Annotated in this window: 14 protein-coding genes and 2 pseudogenes; 8 read left to right on the forward strand and 8 right to left on the reverse strand. The window is 70.7% G+C overall.

Features of this window, described 5'->3' with window-relative positions:
* Positions 1 to 5: 5 nt before the first annotated feature.
* Together ACH4SI_RS32940 and ACH4SI_RS32945 are read right to left on the reverse strand one after the other, a co-directional pair.
* The gene (locus ACH4SI_RS32940) at positions 6 to 530 is read right to left on the reverse strand and encodes a hypothetical protein (RefSeq protein ID WP_398302196.1); all 525 of its coding nucleotides are present in this window, start codon (positions 528 to 530) and stop codon (positions 6 to 8) included.
* Positions 531 to 929: 399 nt separating this feature from the next.
* Positions 930 to 1,748 carry a helix-turn-helix domain-containing protein gene (locus ACH4SI_RS32945; RefSeq protein ID WP_398302197.1) on the reverse strand — a complete coding sequence of 273 codons (819 nt, stop codon included), beginning with the start codon at positions 1,746 to 1,748 and terminating at the stop codon, positions 930 to 932.
* Positions 1,749 to 1,877: 129 nt separating this feature from the next.
* Here ACH4SI_RS32945 and ACH4SI_RS32950 point away from each other — a divergent pair, with 129 nt between their 5' ends.
* Together ACH4SI_RS32950 and ACH4SI_RS32955 are read left to right on the forward strand one after the other, a co-directional pair.
* Positions 1,878 to 2,708, forward strand: a complete 831-nt coding sequence (locus tag ACH4SI_RS32950) for a phytanoyl-CoA dioxygenase family protein (protein WP_398302199.1) — start codon at positions 1,878 to 1,880, stop codon at positions 2,706 to 2,708.
* A gap of 72 nt (positions 2,709 to 2,780) precedes the next feature.
* Positions 2,781 to 3,086 (forward strand): annotated as a pseudogene (locus ACH4SI_RS32955) (hypothetical protein); the annotation flags it as partial.
* Positions 3,087 to 3,184: 98 nt separating this feature from the next.
* On the opposite strand, the gene ACH4SI_RS32960 reads toward ACH4SI_RS32955, so the two are convergent.
* Entirely contained in the window at positions 3,185 to 3,769 is a 585-nt protein-coding gene (locus tag ACH4SI_RS32960; RefSeq protein ID WP_398302201.1) for a CGNR zinc finger domain-containing protein, read from the reverse strand.
* A gap of 165 nt (positions 3,770 to 3,934) precedes the next feature.
* Between ACH4SI_RS32960 and ACH4SI_RS32965 the strand changes: the two genes are divergently transcribed.
* The 3 genes and pseudogenes from ACH4SI_RS32965 to ACH4SI_RS32975 all read left to right on the forward strand — a co-directional run.
* Positions 3,935 to 5,266 (forward strand): MFS transporter, encoded by a 1,332-nt coding sequence (locus tag ACH4SI_RS32965; protein ID WP_398302203.1) that lies wholly within the window; start codon positions 3,935 to 3,937, stop codon positions 5,264 to 5,266.
* Between the two features lie 52 nt (positions 5,267 to 5,318).
* Positions 5,319 to 6,440: an epoxide hydrolase family protein gene (locus ACH4SI_RS32970; protein ID WP_398302206.1), complete on the forward strand. Its 1,122-nt coding sequence runs from the start codon at positions 5,319 to 5,321 to the stop codon at positions 6,438 to 6,440.
* 356 nt (positions 6,441 to 6,796) lie between these two features.
* Positions 6,797 to 7,120: pseudogene (locus ACH4SI_RS32975) on the forward strand (transposase); the annotation flags it as partial.
* Positions 7,121 to 7,423: 303 nt separating this feature from the next.
* On the opposite strand, the gene ACH4SI_RS32980 reads toward ACH4SI_RS32975, so the two are convergent.
* The 4 genes from ACH4SI_RS32980 to ACH4SI_RS32995 all read right to left on the reverse strand — a co-directional run bounded on the left by ACH4SI_RS32980 (position 7,424) and on the right by ACH4SI_RS32995 (position 12,120).
* Entirely contained in the window at positions 7,424 to 8,011 is a 588-nt protein-coding gene (locus ACH4SI_RS32980; protein ID WP_398302208.1) for a TetR/AcrR family transcriptional regulator, read from the reverse strand.
* A 40-nt stretch (positions 8,012 to 8,051) separates the two neighbouring features.
* Positions 8,052 to 8,558 (reverse strand): hypothetical protein, encoded by a 507-nt coding sequence (locus ACH4SI_RS32985; protein WP_398302210.1) that lies wholly within the window; start codon positions 8,556 to 8,558, stop codon positions 8,052 to 8,054.
* The gene (locus ACH4SI_RS32990; protein ID WP_398302212.1) at positions 8,551 to 10,488 is read right to left on the reverse strand and encodes a primary-amine oxidase; all 1,938 of its coding nucleotides are present in this window, start codon (positions 10,486 to 10,488) and stop codon (positions 8,551 to 8,553) included. Before ACH4SI_RS32990 ends, ACH4SI_RS32985 begins: the two co-directional genes overlap by 8 nt.
* 207 nt (positions 10,489 to 10,695) lie before the next feature.
* A complete protein-coding gene (locus tag ACH4SI_RS32995; protein WP_398302214.1) occupies positions 10,696 to 12,120 on the reverse strand; it encodes an APC family permease in 1,425 nt (474 codons plus the stop codon).
* Between the two features lie 487 nt (positions 12,121 to 12,607).
* On the opposite strand from ACH4SI_RS32995, the gene ACH4SI_RS33000 reads away from it, so the two are divergent.
* Complete coding sequence (locus tag ACH4SI_RS33000) at positions 12,608 to 13,570, forward strand: helix-turn-helix domain-containing protein (protein ID WP_398302216.1); 963 nt, start codon at positions 12,608 to 12,610, stop codon at positions 13,568 to 13,570.
* Between the two features lie 62 nt (positions 13,571 to 13,632).
* Positions 13,633 to 14,580 (forward strand): hypothetical protein, encoded by a 948-nt coding sequence (locus ACH4SI_RS33005; protein WP_398302218.1) that lies wholly within the window; start codon positions 13,633 to 13,635, stop codon positions 14,578 to 14,580.
* Positions 14,581 to 14,610: 30 nt separating this feature from the next.
* Here the strand turns inward: ACH4SI_RS33005 and ACH4SI_RS33010 are convergent, their stop codons facing one another.
* On the reverse strand, positions 14,611 to 15,354 hold the full coding sequence (locus tag ACH4SI_RS33010; protein WP_398302220.1) for an IclR family transcriptional regulator: 744 nt from the start codon (positions 15,352 to 15,354) through the stop codon (positions 14,611 to 14,613).
* Between the two features lie 268 nt (positions 15,355 to 15,622).
* Here ACH4SI_RS33010 and ACH4SI_RS33015 point away from each other — a divergent pair, with 268 nt between their 5' ends.
* The gene (locus ACH4SI_RS33015; RefSeq protein ID WP_398302222.1) at positions 15,623 to 17,218 is read left to right on the forward strand and encodes an acetolactate synthase large subunit; all 1,596 of its coding nucleotides are present in this window, start codon (positions 15,623 to 15,625) and stop codon (positions 17,216 to 17,218) included.
* Position 17,219 lies beyond the last annotated feature (1 nt).

The raw sequence follows: 17,219 nt of genomic DNA on the forward strand, positions 1-17,219 counted from the left end.
ACTGCTCACCGCTGAGCAGCGGAACACGACGGCTCTGCGGTGCGCCCCGCCCCCGCCGCCAACTCGGGCAGCGCCGACCCGGGCGCCAGTCCGGCGCGTTCGGCGGCCCGCAGCGCCGCCGGGACGCCGGGTACCTCGTCGGTCTGCCCGAGCCGGCCCAGCACCGCCTCGACCACCGCCGGGGTAACCGTGCCCGCGTGCGCATGCCGTAGCAGGTCCTGACCGGTGCGCCGGACGTCGGCCTCCATGTCGATTCCGCCCGCACCCGTCTGGTCCGCGCCGGCAGGGCCGGCCTCGAAGATGGCGTCGAGGATCTCCCCGAGTGCTTCCTGCTCATCGGAGATCCGGGTCAGATCCATGTCCAGACCGTCGTCCGTCAGATCCTCCGGATACGGCGCCCGGCGCCAGGCCGTCCCGTCCCACCAGTAGGCGTAGCCCCGGTGGCCCGCGTCCTCGATCTCGGTCAGCCCCGTCCAGGGCAGCCAGTCGGGCGCGTTCGCGAAGCGGTCGACGGGTGGGGAGTGGTGCACGATGGCGTGTCCGCATCCCGGTCGTATCCCAGCAGCACGGCCCGTCCGCCCTCGACCCGTGCGAGTTTCCACCAGCTCACACCTCCGAAGGCGTGGTGCAGCCCGACTTCGTCGGCCCAGTAGTGCTCCGTCGCGCCGGCCGCAGCGCATACGGTCGCGACAGCGGCGCCGTTGGCCCACAGCACCTCGAGGGACGGCAGATCCTCCGGGCGGCCCGGACGGTGAAAATGCACGGCGTGCCTCTCAAACAATGATCATGAACTGGACGGGGAGACGGCATACCACGCTGCCGCGGTTACGTTCCGCTCCAGCCGCCTTCCGAGCCGCCGCCACATCACGCCGTACCTGCGCTCCAGTTCGGCCGGCACCTCCGGCAGCGCGCCGCGTCGGGGAACATCCTCAGGCGCCGGGGCCGGGCGCTCCGTCGCGGATCGCCCGCGGCGAGGCGCCGAGCTCGCGGCGGCAGGCCTTGTTGAACGCCTGGAGGTCCGCGATCCCCACCGAAGCCGCGATCGTCGCGATCGGCAGCGTCGTCTCGCGCAGCAGGTGCCTGGCCCGCTCCATGCGGCGGTGCCGGATGTGGGCCACGACCGTGTCCCCGGTCTCGGCCCGGAAGAGCCGGGTGAGGTGGTTGTGCGAGACGCCCGCCCCGCGCGCCACGTCCGGCACGGTGAGCGGCTCGGCGAGACGCGACTCGACATACGCGATCGCGGCGGCGACGGCGGGGTGCCCGCCGCCCGTGCCGGTGGGGACGGACAGCTGCGCCACGCGCCACAGCACTGACCACACCTCGGCGACCGCCTGCGCGGGGGCCCTGGGGGCGGCCGCGATGGCCTGGAGCAGGAGGCTGGAGAGCAGGGCCGTCTGAGCCCCCGCGTTCTGCACCACCGGCACCGTACGGGCCGCCCCGCGGTCGGGTAGCCGCAGATGGGCGTACAGGTGCTCGGAGCGCCCGCGATAGCGGTAGCGCACCAGGACACCGGGCGGGACGAGGCTGACGTAACCCGGCCGCACGGTGTACGCGACGCCGTCGACCGTGAGCTCGGCGGTGTAACGGTACAGGTGCAGCTGCCACAGGTCGGGCAGGCGGAAGACGTCGCGGGGGCTCCGCGTGCCGTGGACGCCGACGCCGAGCCCCTCGATGTGCGGGGGCGAGTCGAGCCGGACCGGGACCCGCTGCGGCTGGGACCGGGGAGCTGCTCCCGTCATGGTCGTCATGCCCGTCATGGTGAAAAATTACCAGTAGTAGTGAGCAAGGCCCACGCATCCCAGGGTGGCCGCGTTCTAGCGTCGTGGAGACGAACCACGAGAAACCACCCGCTCCCGCTCTCCCGACCGGAGGAGAACATGGCCGCCCGACCCGCTCGCGAACAACTTCTGACCTCGGCGCACATGGCCCGGTTCGTGGCCCATGGCTTTCTGCGCCTCGACTCCGTCGTCCCCGACTCCCTCAACGAGCAAGCCGTCGATGTGCTCGCCGCGGGCGTGCCGGACGTCCCGCACGGCACCGCGGTCGCCGAGGCCTTCCCCGAGGGCTCCTTCGCCCGCAGCCTGCTCGACCTCCCGGCCGTGGCCGGTGCGCTCCACAGCCTGGTCGGCCCGGACCCCACCATCGACCACCACGCCGTGCACATCCGGCAGCCCCAGGAGGGCCGGGCCCAGCCGCTGCACGGTGACGCCATCATCGATGTCCGGCCGGACGCCTTCGACGTCCAGCTCATGTACTACCCGCGCGAGGTGACGCTGGAGGCCGGCGGGACCCTGATCGTGCCGGGCAGTCATCTGCGGCGCACCAACGAGAGCGATACCGGCCGGTACCAGAACCTGCTCGGCCAGCAGCGGCTGGTGTGTCCGGCGGGCACGGTGCTCATCCTGCACCACGGCATCTGGCACGGCGGCCGGCGCAACGACAGCGGTGTCCCGCGCTACATGTTCAAGATCCGCTTCAATCCGACCGTCCCGCAGGTCCGCCTGTGGAACACCGACGACCTCGGCGACCCGACGGTGGCCGAGGAACTGCGGACCCGGTTCCCGTGGTACGAGCAGGCGACCGGGCGGCTGGAGTTGCACAACCGGATCAGGCTGTGGCGGGCGCTGACCGGGGACCCGTCCTTCGACCTGGACCACTGGGTGACCCGGGTGACCAACCGGCCCGGCAGGGCCACCGTCGACGCCTGAGCGCCGTCCCGCCCGCCGCCTTCGCCTCCCGCCCCCTCCCCCGCCGTCGCCTCACACCAGGAGCTGCCCACCGTGACCACACAGCCCACGACCACCGAGCCCGCCCTCACCGGCACCGTCCGGCAGCAGGTGCTCGTCCTCTACCTGAACAACTCCTCCCTCGACAGCGGCGTCATCGGCTGGGCGCGCTACGACGGCACGGGCGCCACGTCACCCACCGCCGGGGACGGGGACGAGCCGCCGTACGCCACCGGCGTGGCGGCACTGCTCGACGGCTGGCGGCTGTTCCAGGCGTCACAGCTCATCCCGCCCTACCCGGGCCACGAATACGACGTGTCCTTCCTCAAGCACGAGTTCCTGTTCGAGAAGCTCGTCAACACCGCCACGGCCACCGGTCTCGGAGGCCCGAACGAGTTCGTCGAAGGCGGGCTCGGACGAAACCCCGGAGCCGGCCTGGCAGGGTCAGGTGCCGGCGCTCAACGCGGGCTGCGCCGGCTCCGGTAGGCCGCGACGCTGGCCCGGTGTGCGCAGGTTCGGGTGCAGTACTGCTTCGAGCCGTTGCGCGAGAGGTCCACGAAAGTGGCCCGGCAAGTCGGTCCGGCACATACGCCGAGACGAGCGGGACCGAGCGTGGCGATCACGGAGGCCAGTGCGCTGAGCGTAGTCGCGGCAAGGTGCGCCGAGCAGCGGTCGGTGTCGGAGATCACCTCGGTCCACCAGCGGTCGTCCTCGTGGCGCAGTACCGGGGTGGCGCGGCTGCGACGCAGACCATCGTTGATCAGAGCCGCAGGTTGGACCGCGTCCGCGTTCGCCCGTTCGAGCACCTCACGCACCGTCTCGCGCAACGCGCGGACTTCCGCCAGGTCGGCGCGGGTGATACGCCGCGGACCGGTCCCTTGGTTCGCGGCCGAACTCGGAGGCTCAGCCGCGGGATGGTCGTCAAGGAAGTCCCGGAGCTGCTCCACGGTCTCGAGCGCGTCCTCTCCCTTGATCGGCCTCAAGGTGTTGGCCAGGTCGACGGCCGTCTGGACCACCAATGGGCTGTAATACGCATCTCGCATTTGACGTATCTCCTCACTGCTCCGTAATGTTACACTCAAAGGAGCTTTAGCATGTCACAACATACCCGGCAGGGGACGACGCCGCAGACGATCCCGCCTGGAGGGGCCCCGGCACCGGAGCGAGCCGACGCCCCGGACGGGCGTCGGCTGGGGCTGACTTTGGGGATGCTGGTGCTGCCGATGTACGTGGCACTGGGAGCGCCGTCGGTGGCCCTGCCGGCCATCGGCCGCGCACTCGCGGTGCCGTTCGGGGCCACCGCATGGATTCTCGCCGCGTGGTCGCTGACCTCCGCGCTCGCGATGCCGGTCGCGGGTCGGCTGCTGGTCCGGTGGAGCCCCTTCCAGGTCCTCGTCGCCGGGGTCGTGGCGCTCGCCGCGGGCTCCGTGCTCGCCGGAGCCGGGCCGACACTGTCCGTCGTGATCGTCGGCCGACTGATCGGCGGCGCCGGGGCGGGCGCGACCGTGATCGCCGTCTTTGCCGCGGCCACCGCCCTTCCCGGGCGGCAACGGATCCGCGCCCTGGGAATCATCGCGGCCGCCAGCGCGACGGCGTCGGGGTGCGGGACACTGTTGGGCGGGGCGGTGACCGCATGGCTCGGATGGCGTGCCGTGCTCGCGATCCCGGTCCTCGCGCTGCCCCTCCTGCTGGCCGCATTGCCGAGTAGGCGCGCGCTGACGCGGAGCGGTAGCGGCGAGCGAAACGGCTCGACCGGGCGACTCGATATCGTCGGCGCGGCCGTGCTGTCGGTACTCGCCGGCTCCTTGATCACGTTGCTGCAGGCACACTCGGTCGGCCTGCCCGCTCCGGTCACTCTCGTCGTGGCTGCCGCCGGGGCGCTCGCCGCCGTGGGAATGTGGTGGCGCCTGCGAAGCACGCCCGACGGGTTCGTGCCTCGGCGGGTGATCGCATCCCGCGGCTTCCTGGCGGCCGGGCTCATCGGCGGGACCGTCTTCGCCGGCTACTACGGGGTGCTGTTCCGCGCCCCGTCCCTGATCGAGCAGGCCACGGGCGGTGGCCCCCTGGAAGCCGGCGTGCTCTTGGTCCCGGCCGCCGCCTGCTCGGTGCTGGCCGGGCGGCTGGTCGGCACCTTGACCGACCGGTTCACCGGCTGGCAGGTGTCGGCCGGGCTTGCGGCACTCACCGTCGTCGGCGTGCTCGTGGTCGCGATCTTAACCGGGCCGATCCCGATTGTCGTCGGCACGGCGTTGACCGTGTGCGGGTTCGCCGGCGCCCAAGCCGTACTGGTAAGCCTCACGCCGGACCTGGTCGCCGCGGACGACCGCGACACCGCACAGGGCCTTCTCAACTTCATGAACGCCCTGGGTGGCGGGATCGGTCCGGCCGCTGTCGCGGGTCTGTCCGGCATCGTGCCGGTGCCGGTGGCCCTCGCCGTGCTCGCAGCGCTCCCCCTGGCCGGACTCGTCCTCAGCCTGACCCGGCGCCCTACCGCCGACCGCCGCCCCGAACCCGACGCCATGCGTGGGAGCCCGCGATGACGGTCCACCTGCATCTGATCCGATAACGCCTTGACCAGTAAGGAGCCTTGCCATGTCCGCCGAGCCGTTCAAGGTCAGCATCATCGAAGCCGAGATCGCGGACCTGCGTGAACGATTGCGACGAACACGGTGGCCCGAGCGCGAGCCGGTGGACGACTGGTCACAGGGTTTGCCGCTGGCGTATGCGCAGGAGCTGTGCCGCAGCTGGGCCGAGGACTACGACTTCGGGTTCGCCGAGCGGCTGAACGTGTTCCCGCAGTACCGCGGCACGATCGACGGGCTGGGCATCCACTTCCTGCACGTCCGCTCGCCGGAGCCGGACGCGTTCCCGCTCGTGCTCACGCACGGGTGGCCGGGTTCGGTGCTCGAGTTCCTGGAGGTCCTCGGCCCGCTGACCGACCCGCGCGCGCACGGCGGTGACCCGGCGGACGCGTTCCACGTGGTCGCGCCGTCGTTGCCCGGGTACGGCTGGAGTGACAAGCCGTCGACGACCGGGTGGGGCATCACTCGCACCGCGCGCGCCTGGGACACGTTGATGGTCTCGCTGGGTTACGAACGGTACGGCGCGCAGGGCGGTGACTGGGGTTCGGCGGTGTCCGCGGTGCTGGGCGAGGTGGCGCCCGAGCGGGTCGCCGGCGTGCACCTGAACCTGGGATCCGTGGCGGCGGGCACGTTCGACGACCCGACGCCCGCGGAGCTGGCGAATCTCGAGGCCGAGAAGGAGATGCAGCGCACCGGCCGGGGGTACTCGACGATCCAGGCGACCCGGCCGCAGACGCTCGGCTACGGCCTCACCGACTCCCCGGCGGGGCAGGCCGCCTGGATCGCCGAGAAGTTCTGGGCGTGGACGGACAACGACGGCCATCCCGAGGACGCGTTGTCGCGGCAGACGATCCTCGACGAGATCTCGGTCTATTGGTTCACTGCGTCGGCCACGTCGTCGGCGCGCCTGTACTGGGAGAGCTTCGCCAACTTCCGGGACAAGGTGACCGTGCCATCCGGGCTGTCGGTCTACCCGCGCGACATAACGCGCCCGTCGAGGCGGGAGGCCGAACTGCGGTTCACCGACCTGCGCTGGTTCGAGGAGCTGCCGCATGGTGGCCACTTCGCCGCGCTGGAGCAGCCGGAGTCGCTGGTCAAGCAGGTGCGCGGGTTCTTCCGCCTGTTCCGCTGACTGTCCGTGCCACCCCTGGGAAGCCCGCGCCCAGGGGATGGTCCTGTCCGTCCCCCGGGTTACCGGCAAAACGACGGCCGCGCTCGGCGAGCGGACGCTGGTGATCATCCCCCTCGAACGAGGAGTCGGCCTTCGAATGACGGAACAGCACTACGGTGCGAGACACGTCGTGTACTCATAGCGGCCCGTCATGGCGTCAGGGGCGGCGCCAACCAGGGCAAACAGCCACTGGTTCAGCCAGATGGAGTAGATCCAACGGCCCGGCACTCACGGCGCTGACGGAGGTCAAGGGCTGCGGCCCCGGCAGGGGCGGAGTCAGGCCGCTTGGCCGTATCCGTCCGTGCCGGGGTCGTCGCCAGCTCCTGGACGCCGTTCGTCTCGGGCCCGAGGACGACGTCGCCGAGGTCACCGCCGCCCAGCTCCGCCGGGTGGTCACGGACCTGATCGAGATGGGCCGCTGGCGCATCGGGGACAGCGACATCCTCGTCGTCTTCGACGCCGGCTACGACGCCCCGCGCATGACCCACCTCCTCGACGGCCTCCCGGTCGAGGTGCTGGGGCGGATGCGCTCCGACCGCGTCATGCGACGGCCGACGCCCTCGCTCAAGGAGTACGCCCTGTCCTATCCCCAGGACGGGCGACCGCCCATCCACGGCCGCACGGCACCGCCCACGCGGTGGCCTGGGACCGCGGGCCCGGTGCGCAGCGAGTCGGGCCGGCATCGCGCCTTGCCCCTCCAGCCCCCGGAACCCGCTGGTATGCGGCATCCGTAGGTCCAAGATCAGACAGGCGGGACGGTCCGGGGCGAAGACCGCGAGGAGCGACTCGGCATCGGTGCAGCAACCAGGCCAGGGACGAACACAGTTGCTCGGCGGGGTGGCACACGGAAGAGCGATAGGTGGGCGGCCGGACGCGCGGTCCGCAGCGCGTGCACGGGGTGCCTCCAACGCGTGCACCGCGAGGGCGGTGCGAGTAGGGCCGCGTCAGGCGTAGGAGACCAGGAGGCTCTCCAGAACCTCCAGTTGACGTGTCGCCGTGGTGGCCTGCGGTGTCAGTACGGCGTTGACCTGGAAACCGGATACGACGGCGAACAGCGTTTCGACGATGTGCACGTCCGACGCTTCGGTGGTGACCTCGCCGAGTGTCCGCGCCTGGGCGAGGCAGTTGTGCATCAGCGTCCGCCACCGGTCCATGGTGGTTTCGTATGCTGCCGACATGCGCGGGTCGTAGACCGCGCGGTCGCAGAACGCGATGACCACCCTGGCTTCCAGCAGCCGGGTGTCATCCAGCGGCATCAGCTCATGGCAGAGACCGCGCAAGGCGGCCAGCCCGCGGGACTCGGCGATGGCCGGCTCCAGGCGGCATTCAGTGGCGTCGCACGCGTACTGGAATGCGGCCAGCAGTATCTCGTCCTTGTCACGGAAGTACGGCGCGAGCCCGCCGTTGGCGAAGCCGGCCTCGGCCGCGAGCTCCCGCATGGTCACGGCGGCGAGGCCGCGGCGGCCGATGAGTGCCCAGACCGACTTGACGATCAGACGTCGGCGCGCGTTGTGATCAACGATCTTCGGCATGCAGTCGCTCCCCGCTCCGCCGTCTCTCCGTCGTGCGGCGTCACACGAGCATGGCCGCCATGCTGATGATCATGAGTGTGGCGCCGGACTCCCGGCACACCTGGCCCCGGCGTGCCGCGGGGGCGGCTCCCTCCGCGGGGGCAGGAGCGTGCACCAGCTGCCGGAGCATGATCTCACCGGCCCTGGCGGTAATCCAGACGACGACGATGAGTACGGCGGGGCCCGCCGCCGGGGCGCCGGCCATGCTGGCCATGTGGGCGTGAGCCCCGGAGCCGGAGTGGCCGGTGCTGACCAGGATGAGCAATGTCATCGCGGCAAGGTCGACCGCCGCGGCCCGGCTGCGCCGGTCCCCGACAGCCCGGACAGCAGTCCACAGGCAGGCCGCCGCCACCATCCAGGTACCGGGCACTGCCCTGCCACCAGCCATGAGCACCATGCCATTCAGCGCCAGCAGTTGCGGTCCCCAGCGGTGCACCGGACCGGGCAGGTGGCCGGCCAGGCAGAGAGCCGCCCCTGCCAGACCGGCTACCGCGAGCCACTCACTCATGGCCACCGTGGTCGCAGCAACCGTGTGCGCCGGAGGTGTTCGGGGGAACGTCGAGGGTGGGATTGCGGTCGAAGAAGCCCGTCGGCTTCAGCATGAAGCCGGTGTAGTCGACCGGCATGATCGGCCAGTCCTCCGGGCGGGGCGCGTGAGTGAGGCCGAAGGTGTGCCAGACGACCAGGGACCGCCCGTCGATGTCTCGGTCGGCCGCCACATAGGCGGGCAGGCCGGCACCTCCCGGATGCTGGTTGACGAAGTCGCCGGCCGGGTAACGCTCGGCCGGGTCGTAGGCGGTGACCCACAGGTGTTTGGTGGCGAAGGCGGCCCGAGCGGCGATGGAGGAGTCCGGGTCAGCGAGCAGGGTCGGCTTGCCCTCGGGGTGGAGGACATAACTTACCGGTTGCCCCAGGGCGTTGAGCGAAGTGGGGTTGGTGATGTGCCAGACCCGGTCGACCGCCATGTCGGCGGTGCGCTGGGCTTCGCTCTCCCGGGTCAGGGGTGTGCGACGGTAGGTGAAGGCGTTGCCGCGCGGATTTCCGGACCCCATCGGGACCCGTACGGCGTCGACCTCCTCGACCCGGTTCGCCGTACCGTCGAGCGCCATGTCCAGGCGGGCGCAGAACAGGTGCTGGTGGTAGGGGGCGCCGAGGCCCGGGGCGATTTCGGCGGCGTACGGGTAGTCGTCGCCCGGGTGAGCGGAGGTGAAGACCACGCCAGTGGCCTTGGCTTCGAACTCGATGGTGCCGTCGAGGTAGAGGTACCAGTAGAAGCCGTAGTCGTAGTTGCCGATGGTGGTGAAGAAGGAGAGCACCATGCGGCGCTGACGGCGGGTCTCGCTGGAGCCGGCCCACAGGTCGGTGTGCTTCCAGAGGATTCCGTAGTCCTCCTCGTGCAGGCAGACGGCGTTGGGGAGGGTCCGCGGGTGGCCGGACTCGTCGGCGATGACGGCGTCGAGGTAGGTGATGTCGCCGAGGCAGTCGCAGCCGAGCTGCAGGGCGTTGGCCGACCGGCCGATCAGGTACTCGCCGGTGTCGAAGTAGTTCTGCCAGGACCGCACCGGGGAGGGATCGGCATAGGGCACGACCATCTCGGCGATCGAGGCGCGGTGGATGATCGGGCGCTCGCGACCCTTGTCCCGGTCGTAAAAGGCCAGTTGGTGCAGTATCAGGCCCTCGCGGGCGTCGAAGCCGATCCGCAGGGACCAGTTCTCCCAGCTGAGAAGGTTGCCCCGGAGTGTGAAACTGGGGCCTTCGGGCTGGGTGATCTCGATGGGTTTCTGCGTGGTGCGGGCAGGACCGGCGACGGAGAGGTCGTCGAAGTTCCCGGTCCCGGTGGGCACCGGGACCGGCCCGAGGTCCACAATGCGGTGAACCTTGCGGTTGAGGACGTCGACGTAGCCGACCAGCCCGTCCACGGGATGGGCCCAGGCGTGGTCCGCCGCATGTTCCTGTACGAACGCGAGGCCGCGCAGGATCCGGACGCCCGCCTCCTCCGGGTACTCGTCGGCATAGACACCGGCGGACAGCGGGGCGACGCGCACCTTCGTCACGTCCAGGCCCCGTCCGCTCAGCGCGGCGAGCCACTCCTCGTCTTGCGCGAGGACCTCCTCGACGACGCCGAACTCCTCTTCCAGAACCGGTAGTTGGCCGTCCGTGACGGCATCCACCGTCCGGTCGGCAAGGACGCCTTCCGTCAGGGACAGGATGACGTCACGGTCCGGAGCACCCGCGGTGTCGAGGAGCAGTACGCGCACCCGACGGTCCACCGGGGCCCCCTCGGCGAAGGCGCGCAGGTCGCTCCTGGTGGGCTCATCGAGCCCCACGTAGACGAAGCGTGTCGTGTCCCGGAGGTACCCAGCCTCGTCGAGTACCGAGCGGACACCCGTGATCTCGTCGGCGGTCAGTTGGTCGAGCGGGTGAACTGTGGCGGTCATCGTGCTCTCCAGGCATTCGCTCAGAGGTGCGGTTTTTTCTACGTCAGTAGAGGAAAAAGCCGAGACGTGTTCCCCGTCCATCCCCCGGCGGGAACTTTCCGCGCGGCGGCCCGGGCCGGTGCACGGACAGGAGAAACGGGGTGCACGCGCCGGCGGACCTGTGGGGGCCTCCTGCCCCAGCGGGCACCCACACGCCGGCCTCGGCAGTCAGGCGGACGCCGACACGCCCGTGACGCTGTCACCCGGCACCGGATTCCCGGAGTGTGCCGGGTCCGCGCCACGCCGTGCGTACCCCAGCGCGACCCCACCGGCAAATACGGCGACGACGGCCAGTCCGAGGGCGAGCGCGGTGGTGCCGGAGGCGGAGATCAGGGTGGTGAAGTTGTACAGCGCCAGCCCGGTGGCACCCAGCAGCAGGGCGATGGAGGCGAGCGGCGCGATCAGCGTGTTCCAGGGCCTGCGATCGAGACCGGTCCGGCGGAAGAACACGATGACGGAGGCCGAGGTGAGCAGGTACAGGAGCAAGAGCGAGAGGACGCCGACGCCTCCGCCCCAGGTCAGCAAGGTGATCACCGGGTCCGCTCCGGCCATGGCGAACGGGATCACGATCGCGATCGTGACAAGGGTCTGGACCAGGCTCGCGGTGTACGGGGCGCCCTGGCGGTTCGTACGGGAGAGCCAACCGGGCAGGATGCCGGTGGCGCCGAGGGAGTGGAAGTAGCGGTTGATCCCGTTGTGGAAGGCCAGCACTCCGGCCAGCAGCGAGGTGGCCAGCAACACCTGCATGACGTCGGTGGCCCAGCCCCCCAGGGTGTGTGAGACCGCGTCGAACACCACTGCGGTGGCGTCGCCCTTCCGCAGTGCGTTCAGCGCCACCCCCTGCACCTTGTCCGACCCGTAGTAGCTGACGAACATCCAGGAGACGAAGGCGAAGAAGAGCGAAATCACGGCGACGGAGAGATACGTGGCGCGGGGCACGGTACGGCCGGGGTCCTTCGCCTCCTTGGCATAGATGGCGGTGGACTCGAAGCCGAGGATGCAGGCGATCGCGAAGGTCAGCGCGACCCCCGGCGCCCCGGCGAAGAACGCCGTGGGCGTGAAGGAGCCGGCGAGATCCAGTCCCTGGGGGCCGCCGCCCGACAGCAGCTGGTAGACCGCGAACACCAACAGGAGGGACGTCTCGGCCACCACGAGGGCGCCGAGGAGCTTCGCCCCGAACTCGATGTTCAGCGACCCGAGCATCTGGACGAGGAGGACGGTCGCCACCGTCCAGAACCACCAGGGCAGGTCGAGCAAGGCATACTTCTGGAACAGTCCCTGGACCACCACGCCGTACAGTCCGTACATGCCGGCCTGGGTCGCGCTATAACACAGCACGGCGGCCTGGGACGCGCCGACGCCGAGGGGTTGCCCCAGTCCGCGGGACACGTACGCGTAGAAGGCTCCGGCATCGGTCACGTGCCGGCTCATCGCGATGAAACCGACCGAAAACAGGCCGATCATGACGCCGACCACGAGGTAGACGGCGGGCGCTCCGCCGCCGTTGCCCAGACCGAGCGGTACGGGAAGGGTTCCGGCGACACCTGTGAGCGGCGCCTGCGCGGACAGCACGAAGAACAGGATCCCGGTCACCCCCACGGCTCCCTGCCGCAGGTGGGTGCGATGTTCCGGGCTCGGGGACTGTCGGGTCACTAAAACTCCCTGGAAGGCGGGGCAAAGGCAGGGTGACATCTGCGGGCGATCGGGGCCGGATGGTCGTGGTCCGGCCCGTCCGCGGGTTTCGACCGCTCGTCGGCGGCCAGGAGCGGAGGCCTGCGGAACCCCGCGAGCGAGTGAAGAACACGGGCCGCCGGGGGGCGGTGCCCGCCAAGCGGGCACCAGTCTCCTCAGCCTGATGCGGAGTACTCTGCGCCAGCCCCGGGCCGCCGGAGTGCGGTGGGGTGCACCCGTTCCCGCCATCGCATGCACGGCAGTGGCCACAGCCGGGAGAGGTTTCGTCGTTCTCTGCCCGTGCGTACACCTTCCCATCGAGAATGGCGTGAGGAAACATTCAGGAAGCTGACGATGAATGCACGCGAGCCATTGGTGACCGAGAGACCTCTAGCGGGTGAAGCACGCCATGCGAACCATCGTGACCACCGAATCCGTCGCCAGGACGGAACGCTTCGATCACTGGACGTTCGAGATGTCCAAGGTGTTCCACGGCCTTGACACCGTGCCTCTCTCGCGGACCCCCTTCCACGGCAACGCCGCCACCGAGGAGATCGGTCTGCTCCATCTGAGTTCGATCAGCGCGGGCCCGCTGCGCGTCCGTCGTACCGAGCAGCTGGTCGCCCGGCACGACGATGACTTTTACAAAGTCGCCCTCCAACTCGCCGGCACCTCCATGGTCGAACAGGACGGCGTGCGCAGTACGCTCCGCCCCGGAGACCTCACGATCTGCGACACCTCACGTCCGTACTCGTTCACCTACACCACCGACTTCCGGACCGTGCTGATGGCGCTGCCGCGTCCGATGCTGCCCGTTCGTGCCGATGCCCTGCGCGGCCTCACCGCTCAGCGGATCACTGCCGACGGCGGCGTCGGAGCGATCGTCGGGCCATTCCTGCGGTCGCTGGGCGAACAGAGCCACGGCCATGCGGGCCCGGCGACCGGGAGCCTCATGGACGGCGCCGTCTCCCTCGTCACCGCCCTCGTCACGGAGCGGCTGGCACGAACCGTACCCAGCACTCCGCAAGAGGCGATGATGCTCCGCGTCCGCGCGTACATCGAAACCCGGCTCTCCGACCCCACGCTGACTCCGGATTCGATCGCCGAAGCACATGGCATCTCGCGCCGCTATCTCTTCAAGCTGTTCGCCTCCGAGGACACGACCGTCAGCGGCTGGATCCGTATGCGGCGCCTGGAGCGCTGTGCCCGCGACCTGTCGGTCACGGGCGCGGCCGAGCGGCCGATCAGCATGGTCGCCGCGCGCTGGGGACTCCTCGACTGCCGTCACTTCAGCCGGCAGTTCAAGGCGGCGTACGGCGAGACACCGCGGGACTTCCGGCGACGGGCCCTGGCCGATGGACCCGGGTCCTGACCCCGGGGCGGCAGTCCCCACCGGACACTGGTCCCCCTACGACGCTCATACTCTCCGCTCTCATGTCCCTGTTCTCAAGCCGCCACAAGCCACATCTCGCTCCCGCACTCGACGACGGCGAGCTGGGCCGTGTGGTGAAGGCCCTGCACGACGTACGCCGCCCCGGCATGATCGGCATGACGGACCTCCACGCGTCACGCGTCTCCGACCTGCTGAGGCATACCGGCGCGGACTGGGACCGCCGCATCCATCGGCTGTCCGTACTCGCACAGACCACGGCCCACTCGGGCGTTCCGTCCACCTGGGTCGCCCGCGAGCCGCGCCGTGCCGATGCGCTGCTCCTGGATGCCTGGGCGCGGGTGGTACGGGGCCGGTCATCCGGAGGGCTCGGCGATACGGACGCCGTCGTCACGTCCTGCCACCGGGCGGCGGACCTGAGCCCCGAGGACCCGGCCCCTTGGGTGATCGTGCTCGACGCGTCGCGTCTGGCGCGCTGGGCACCGCGCAGGGTTCGGGCGGTATGGCATGAGGCGATCGCGCGAGACCGCTGGAATCGTGAGGCCCACCTGCAGATGCTCGGCTACCTCTCGCCGGAGGAGGGCGGCTCGCTCATACAGGTCCTCGACTTCGTCGACTCCCTGCGCGGGCAGGCACCGGGCAACGCCCCGACGGCCGGTGTGGAACTCACCGCCGCCGTCGGCCAGTATCGGAGCGTCGTGGCCAGAGGTGGAGTCGAGGCTCTCATGGCCCGGGACTTCTGGAAGCACGGGCCGGTCTCCCAGGCCCTGGGCAGGGCCGGCGAGACCTGGCCGAGGCCGGGTTACCTGCGCCACGCCGCAGCACTGGCGGACCTGAACGTCCTCGCCTACGCCTTGGTCTCCGCCGGGCGGAGAGACCAGGCCGCTCGCGTCTTCACGACGCTCGAGGGAAGGGTGACCGGTTGGCCATGGCGGCTCGGCGGCGATCCGATCAGCACGTTCGCGTACGAACGGGCACGCGCGGTCCGGTGACGGCCGCCCCGCGGCGAGAGCCGGTTTCCCTCACCTCGCCCCGAGACAGAAGGCACGGATCGCCTGGGCCACCGCCAGAACTTCGCGGGTGGCCTCCTCGACGCGATCACGCCGGTGTGAGACGAACGTGACACACGCGTCGAGGACGTCGCCGTCGCGGGCCACGGTCGCGGCGACAGCATGCGCTCCCGGCTCCACCTCGCCATGGCTGACGGCCCAGCCGCGGCGACGGGCCTCACGCACCGCGTCCGGGTCTTCGGGGGTGGCCGGGCGCCCGGCCTGGATCGCGCACGGTGCGGCTCCGCGGTCCAGCGGCTGACGGCTGCCCTTGCGGTACGCGAGGTGGTAGTCGGCCTGGGAGGGGACGGCGGTGGCCACGGCGACCACACTGTCCTGCTCGGCCACGAACACGACGGCCGTACCACCGTGCTGGTCCGCCAGCCGCTGCAGATGGGGTTGGACGAACTCGACGAGCGTGGGCTGCGACATGTTCGCGAGGCTGTGCAGCTCCGGACCGGGACGGTAGTGCCCGGCGGTGTCCCTGGCGACGAACCCCTCCGCCGTAAGCGTGTTGACCAGGCGATGGACCACGGTGCGGTGCAGCCCCGTCTGCGTCGCGATCTCCGTCGCGGTCAGTCCTTGCGGGCGTTGTGCCACCGCGCGAAGGACGGTGAGACCACGGACCAGGGTCTGCGCGGCCGGCTGGCTGGGACGCTTCGCCGCTACCACTCCGGCATCGCCCGCTTCCGTTGCGCTCTGCGCACTTCCACTCATGGCAAGAGTCTAGCCAGGCGTGCCCGCCGACGCGGTCGGCCTCCGCGCTCACAGGCAGGGCTCGCGCCTCAGGAATGCGCGGGCTCGCTCTTGACGGGAACGCCGACACCACTCAAGCTGTGTGCATCAAGCGCACAGCGAGTGTGCACTAAGCGCACGTATTGGCCTCTGGTCCTGGGCTCCGGGACGGACCCCAGCCGCGTACCACGGCCGGCCCCTGTGCCACTGCCTGGAGGATCCGGGCGATCCACGAGAGGAGTCACGCCTCATGACCGATCCCGTCACCGACGCGCCAGAGGGCGACACCGCCGGCAGGAGCGGTGCGCGGGTGCTGGTCGAGACCGCCGCCGACGGCGGTGTCGAGGTCTGCTTCGCCAATCCCGGCACCACGGAAATGCCGCTGGTGACCGCGCTCGACGCAGTCCCCGCCGTACGTCCCGTGCTCGGACTGTTCGAGGGCGTGTGCACCGGAGCAGCGGACGGCTACGCGCGGATCACCGGAAAGCCGGCGATGACGCTGCTGCACCTGGGCCCGGGGCTCGCCAACGGACTCGCCAATCTGCACAACGCCCGTCGGGCCCACTCCCCCGTCCTCAATGTCGTCGGGGACCACGCCAGCTGGCACCTTCCCTACGACGCCCCACTGACCAGCGACATCGTCTCGCTGGCGACCCCTGTCTCCGGCTGGGTCGGCACCGTCGGCTCCGCCGCGCAGATGAGCCGGGCGACCGCCGAGGCCCTCACGGCCTCTCGGACACCGCCCGGGTGCGGCGCCACGCTGATCGTCCCGGCGGACTTCCAGCAGGAGACGATCGACGCGCCGCTCGCCACCGTACCGCCGCGCCCTGCCCCGGCGCGGCCCGACGCGGAGGCGGTGGAGCAGATCGCCGAGCGGTTGCGCGGCGGTATGCCCGCCGTCGTACTGCTCGGCGCCTCCGCGCTGACCGAACGCGGACAGCGGGCAGCCCACCGGATCACCGAGGCGACCGGGGCCACCCTCTACAGCGAGACCTTCCCCGCAGCGGCCGAGCGCGGCGGCGACCTGCCCGCCCTGGACCGGCTGCCCTATTTCCCCGAAGCGGCGTGCAAGGCTCTGGCCGACGCACACACCGTGGTCCTCGCCGGGGCCCTGGAGCCGGTTGCCTATTTCGGCTACGCGGGCCTGCCCAGTGTGCTGGCCGAGCCCGGAACCGTGCGGGTGCTCTCCGAGCCGGGCGGCGACGCCGAGCAGGCGCTGGAGGACCTGGCGGACGCGCTCGGCGCTCCGGCCGCACCGCCGCGCCGTCAGTCGCACATCGCTGATGACACCGGCCTCCCGTCCGGCCCGCTGACCGCGGCCGTGGTCGGCCGGACCGTCTCCGCCCTGCTGCCCGAGGGAGCGATCGTCTCCGTTGAGGGCGGCACCTGCGGATACCCCTTCTTCACCGCCTCGGCACAGGCCGCCCGCCACACCACGCTGACCAACACCGGCGGAGCGATCGGCCAAGGACTGCCCGCCGCCCTTGGCGCGGCGATCGCGGCCCCCGAGCGCCAGGTGATCGCCCTGCAGTCGGACGGCAGCGCCCAGTACACGATCCAGGCGCTGTGGACCATGGCTCGTGAGCAGGCGTCCGTGGTCACGCTCATCGCGTCCAACCGCCGGTACGGCATCTTGCGCACGGAGCTGAATCGCCATGGCCAGAGCGCCGTGGGAGCCGCGTCCGCCGCCCTGACGAGCCTGGACTGCCCGCCACTGGACTGGGCGGCCCTCGCCACGGGCTACGGCGTACCGGCCCAGCGCGCCGAGACCGGCACCGAACTGGCCCATGCGCTCAACCGTGCCCTGGCCGCGAGTGGTCCACAGCTCATCGAGATGGTCCTGTGAA

The organism is Streptomyces sp. NPDC021212, assembly GCF_044332925.1.
Lineage (GTDB): Bacteria > Actinomycetota > Actinomycetes > Streptomycetales > Streptomycetaceae > Streptomyces.